Consider the following 4597-nt stretch of genomic DNA (forward strand, 5'->3'; position numbering starts at 1 on the left):
CGACCATCCCCGACGACGCACTGTCCGCTCAGGCCGCAGACAACGTGCACGCCCCGGTTGTGGGGACGTTCTCACTTGTCGCGCGGCACGGTGATGAAGCCATCGGTCCTCGTCGAGCGTGTAGTGGTCGATGAGGAAGCAGTCTGGCTCTTCGCGGAAGCCGGGCAGTGCGCGTGCGCGGATAAGGCACTCCTGGGCCTTCTGCTCGGTGAAGTAGGCGCCAAGAATTTCAGATCTTCTCCGCTTTCCTCGTCCCAGACCAGCTCGCAGGCATCGTCACGATCCCGCCGGTCACCTCGACCAAGCCTGGCCGGGCTGCGGTCGTAACACCAGTAGATAAGTAGTCCCCGATGTCCCTTCCGTGACGCCCTGCCGTGCGTGAAAATCGGGGTGGTCGCCCGCCGACGTCGTTGCTGCTTGGTGCCTGGAGGCCGTCAAGTAGTCTGACGCTGGGAATGTGATCTTGGGGCCCTGCCTTGTCGCTTCGAGCACGCGAGTCCGCCTCTGTCCTAGCCCCGTATCGTTCCTGCGGGCGGCCGTCCTAGGTTTCTGCGAGCCGAAGGCGAGCCGATGGAGGAGATCACTGAAGAGCCGGTAGGGCTGGTCGAGCGGGTGTGTGCCGTCGACATCGGTAAGGCCGAGTTGGTGGCATGCGTGCGGGTGCCGCACGTCAGCAAGCCCGGCAGGCGGGCGCAGGAGGTGCGCGAGTACGCCACGATGACGTCGTCGTTGCTGGGGCTGGCGGACTGGTTACACCGCCAGCAGATCGAGTTGGTGGCCATGGAGGCCACCTCCGACTATTGGAAGCCGGTGTTCTACCTGCTCGAAGCCGAAGGCTTCGAGTGCTGGCTACTCAACGCCAAACACGTCAAGAACGTCCCCGGCCGTCCCAAGACCGACAAGCTCGACGCCGTGTGGCTGGCCAAGGTCGTCGAGCGTGGCATGTGCCGGCCGAGTTTGGTACACCCCAAGCCGATCCGCCAGCTGCGCGATGTCACCCGTTACCGGCGCAGCCTGGTGCGCGAGCAGTCGCGGGAGAAGCAGCGGCTGGAAAAGATCCTCGAAGACGCGCAGATCAAGCTGGACTCGGTCATCAGCAACCTGCACGGCGTCTCCGGCCGGCAGATGCTGCAGGCGATGATCGACGGGCAACGCGACCCGAGCGTCTTGGCCGAGATGGCCCACGGGGTGATGCGTCGCAAGATTCCCCAACTCCGGGAGGCGCTGACCGGTCACTTCGATGACCACCATGCCTTCATGTGCGCGGCGATGCTACGCCGCATCGACGCGTTGGCCGCTGACATCGCGCAGCTCGACACCAGGATCGAACAGCTGATCGCCCCTTTCGCTCAAGCGGTGCGCCAACTCGATGACATCACCGGTGTCGGGACACGTTCCGCGCAGGAGATCATCGCCGAGATCGGGGTGAGCATGTCCGCCTTCCCCACCGCCGCGCACCTGGTGTCCTGGGCGAAGTTCGCCCCTATCGACCGGCAGTCGGCCGGTAAGAGCAAGGCCAGCAGCACCGGCAAGGGCAACCCATGGCTGGCCGCCACCATCGGCGAGGTCGTCGCCGCCCTGGCCCGCACCGACACGTTCCTCGGCGAACGCTACCGCCGCCTGGTCAGACGCCGCGGCAAGAAACGCGCCATCGTGGCCGTCGGCAACTCCGTACTCACGATCATCTGGCATCTGCTGTCCGACCCCGACGCCCGCTACCACGACCTCGGATCCGACTACCACGACGCGAGAATCAGCAAGCAACGCCGACAACGCGATCTCGTCCGCCAACTTGAACATCTCACCGGCCAGAAAGTCACCCTCCAACCCAGACCCGAGCTAACCACCGCCGCCTGATCCGACGCTCACCCAGTCCCGGCCTCACAACCGACCCGGCTCCGCTGACGCTCCGCCGGGTGCTGCCGCCTGCCCACTCACCGTCCTATTTTCGAGTCAGCCGATGTGCGCTAGTTGCTCTTGGGCGACGGTCTTGGAATGCTTCGCACATGCCTTCCCTGCCGGCGACGTTCGCCGAAGACGTCATCAATCAGCCAGCCCGGGCCCAGTTCGAGGCGTTCCTCGACGAGCACCGCGGCGCACTCCATGGCTGCTTGGACGGGCTGACGCAGGAGCAGGCGCGCCGAAGGTTGGTGCCCTCTCAGACCACGCTGCTGGGCCTGGTGAAGCACGCGACCTTCGTCGAGAAGGTCTGGTTTGACGAAGCCGTCACGTGCCGGTCGCGCGCCGAAATCGGCATCCCCGCGACGCCAGACGAGTCGTTCATCCTCGATGACGACGACACCATCGCCACCGTCCAGCGAGCACACCGCGAAGCATGCCAAGAATCACGCCGCGCGACGTCATCGCTGGGGCTGGACGACGTGGTCCACGGCAACCGACGCGGCCCGCTGCCGCTGCGCTGGGTATACCTCCACATGCTGCGCGAACTCGCTCAGCACTGCGGGCACGCGGACATCCTTCGCGAGCAGCTGATCAACGAGTAGCGCGCCGGCATCCGTACATGCCGCTCTCCGTGCCTTCGGTGTCCACGCGTTCCACGGGCTGGTTCGGCAGACCAAGTCTGGCGAGGACTCTAGCCCGTAACAGGTCGTACTGTTCCCGGCAGCGGCGGGGCGGTCCGGCAGGGCGATCGATGATCCGGGCATCACTGATGAGTTCCTCCGACGAGAACTGCTCGTGGGTCAGATCGACGTCGAGTCCGCCAGGCAAGGGGTTCCACCAGTGCCGGTGCGCGTCTCGCCGGCGTAGACCTCACCAAGAAGGAGGTCGCCGCCGAGTAGATCGTGCAGGACCAACGCCGTCACGCCGCACTGGCCGCGTGCCGGATTGTCGGCACGCCAGTCGGCCAGGTCGACCGGATCACAGGTGTCCACGCCCCGGGCGTCCCGGATCGCACATTCAAGGTCGACAAGAGCCCACGTCTGCATGCGACACGATGCCAGCGCCCGCCGACAGGAACCGTCTGCGTGACATCTGACCTCGACACCCTGCTGACCGCACGCTATGTCTTCGGTCGCCATGGACGACGAGACTGGCCAACCGCCGGAGTCGTCCGCGCTGCGGTAGGTCGATGCCGACCCGGTCACCGTGACGCCGGGTCGGCCAGGAGCTGGGCGCGCAGGAGTTCTTGCGCCCACTCTTCCCATCGCTCGGGCGACCAACTCCGGTCCCGTACTAGCAGCAGGTAGAGCTCGGGGCTGAGCAGGGCGAACAGTACGTCGGCGGCCTGCTCGGCGGAGAGCCCCACCCGGGCGTCCGGCTTCGCCACGAGTGCCCGTGCGGCGGTCGCGTAGACCGTGAGCCGTGGGTCGACGCCCTGGTGGTTCCAAAGATCGGAGATCTCCGGCTCGATCGTCGCGGCGGTACGCATCACCTCGGCGAGCGGAGCGACTCGTTCCAGGGTGCTCCGTGCCCCGCGCACCGTGTGCCGGAGTAGCTCGCCGGCCGTTTCCGCCTCGACGGCCGCGCGGAACCAGGCGCGCTCCATCGTCGGCACCGGCTCGTCGTCGCCGGCGATGGTGTAGTCGCCCAGCTCCTTCAGCACGGTCCGTTTGTTGCCGAACGCGAAGTAGATGGTCTGGACCGCATATCCGGCCCGGTCCGCGATGTCCTGGAGTGTGGTGGCACCGTACCCGCGTTCCAGGAACAGCTCCTGTGCGGCCTCCAGGATCTTCCGCCGGGTCTGTCTGGCCTTCCCAGCGCGCTTGCCCTTGACCTGAGTCATCCCTGTAGCTTATCTCTAGAGTTGGACACTAGAGTTCTACTCTAGGAATGAAACGGAGGGGCCAATGCAGACGATCGCGAACACCCAGCAGGCCGAGGCGTGGAACGGCCACGAGGGCGTCCACTGGGCGGAGAACGCCGACCGCTACGACACGATGGCGCAAGGGATCAACGAACCGCTGCTTGCAGCGGCCGGAATCGGCGAACGGGATCGCGTGCTGGACATCGGGTGCGGCGCCGGTTACTTCACCCGGCTGGCCGCCCGCCGCGCAAGCGGTGGCCAGGTCCTCGGCGTCGACATCTCGGCGCCGATGCTGGCCCGGGCGCGGGCCGCGGCCGCCGAGGAAGGCATCACGAACGTGAGCTTCGAACAGGGCGACGCGCAGGTGTACCCGTTCCCGGCCGCCACCTTCGACCTGGCCGTCAGCCGGGGCGGGGTGATGTTCTTCAACGACCCCGTCGCCGCCTTCACCAACATCGGCCGGGCCCTGCGGCCGGGCGGCAGGCTCGCCTTCGCCGGCCCCGGCGACTCGGCCCCCGAACACGCCCGGGCATTCGCCGCGCTCGCCCCGCTGATGCGCGGTCCATCGCCCGCGGCGCGGGGGATGGGCTCGCTCACCGATCCGACGCGGATCGAGGCAGTACTCGCCGACGCGGGATTCACGCACGTGTCGATAGCCAGGGTCGAGGTGCCCTGCATCTGGGGACGGGACGCCGACGACGCGGTGTCGTTCTACTTCTCCACCGGGCCGGTCGCCTTCAACCTCTCCGGCGTGGACGAGGCCGCCGTGGCGCGGGTCCGGGACGAGGTACGGTCGGCCCTGCGCGAGTTCCAGACCCCGGTGGGAGTCTC

At 67.0% G+C, this 4597-nt stretch carries 6 protein-coding genes; 3 read left to right on the forward strand and 3 right to left on the reverse strand.

Annotated elements, in window-relative coordinates:
* Positions 1 to 570 precede the first annotated feature (570 nt).
* The gene (locus tag VGP60_RS11400) at positions 571 to 1857 is read left to right on the forward strand and encodes an IS110 family transposase (RefSeq protein WP_327547911.1); all 1287 of its coding nucleotides are present in this window, start codon (positions 571 to 573) and stop codon (positions 1855 to 1857) included.
* A 149-nt stretch (positions 1858 to 2006) separates the two neighbouring features.
* Positions 2007 to 2504 carry a DinB family protein gene (locus tag VGP60_RS11405; protein WP_327547912.1) on the forward strand — a complete coding sequence of 166 codons (498 nt, stop codon included), beginning with the start codon at positions 2007 to 2009 and terminating at the stop codon, positions 2502 to 2504.
* Here the strand turns inward: VGP60_RS11405 and VGP60_RS41900 are convergent.
* The 3 genes from VGP60_RS41900 to VGP60_RS11415 all read right to left on the reverse strand — a co-directional run bounded on the left by VGP60_RS41900 (position 2494) and on the right by VGP60_RS11415 (position 3745).
* Positions 2494 to 2730 (reverse strand): YunG family protein, encoded by a 237-nt coding sequence (locus VGP60_RS41900; RefSeq protein WP_422653002.1) that lies wholly within the window; start codon positions 2728 to 2730, stop codon positions 2494 to 2496. The genes VGP60_RS11405 and VGP60_RS41900 overlap by 11 nt on opposite strands.
* Positions 2703 to 2948 (reverse strand): YunG family protein, encoded by a 246-nt coding sequence (locus VGP60_RS11410; protein ID WP_327547913.1) that lies wholly within the window; start codon positions 2946 to 2948, stop codon positions 2703 to 2705. Before VGP60_RS11410 ends, VGP60_RS41900 begins: the two co-directional genes overlap by 28 nt.
* A gap of 155 nt (positions 2949 to 3103) precedes the next feature.
* Positions 3104 to 3745 (reverse strand): helix-turn-helix domain-containing protein, encoded by a 642-nt coding sequence (locus VGP60_RS11415; protein ID WP_327547914.1) that lies wholly within the window; start codon positions 3743 to 3745, stop codon positions 3104 to 3106.
* A gap of 64 nt (positions 3746 to 3809) precedes the next feature.
* Here VGP60_RS11415 and VGP60_RS11420 point away from each other — a divergent pair.
* The coding region (locus VGP60_RS11420) for a class I SAM-dependent methyltransferase (protein WP_327547915.1) at positions 3810 to 4597 on the forward strand (788 nt) is incomplete at its 3' end.

The sequence above is a fragment of the Amycolatopsis sp. genome (assembly GCF_036008905.1).
Lineage (GTDB): Bacteria > Actinomycetota > Actinomycetes > Mycobacteriales > Pseudonocardiaceae > Amycolatopsis.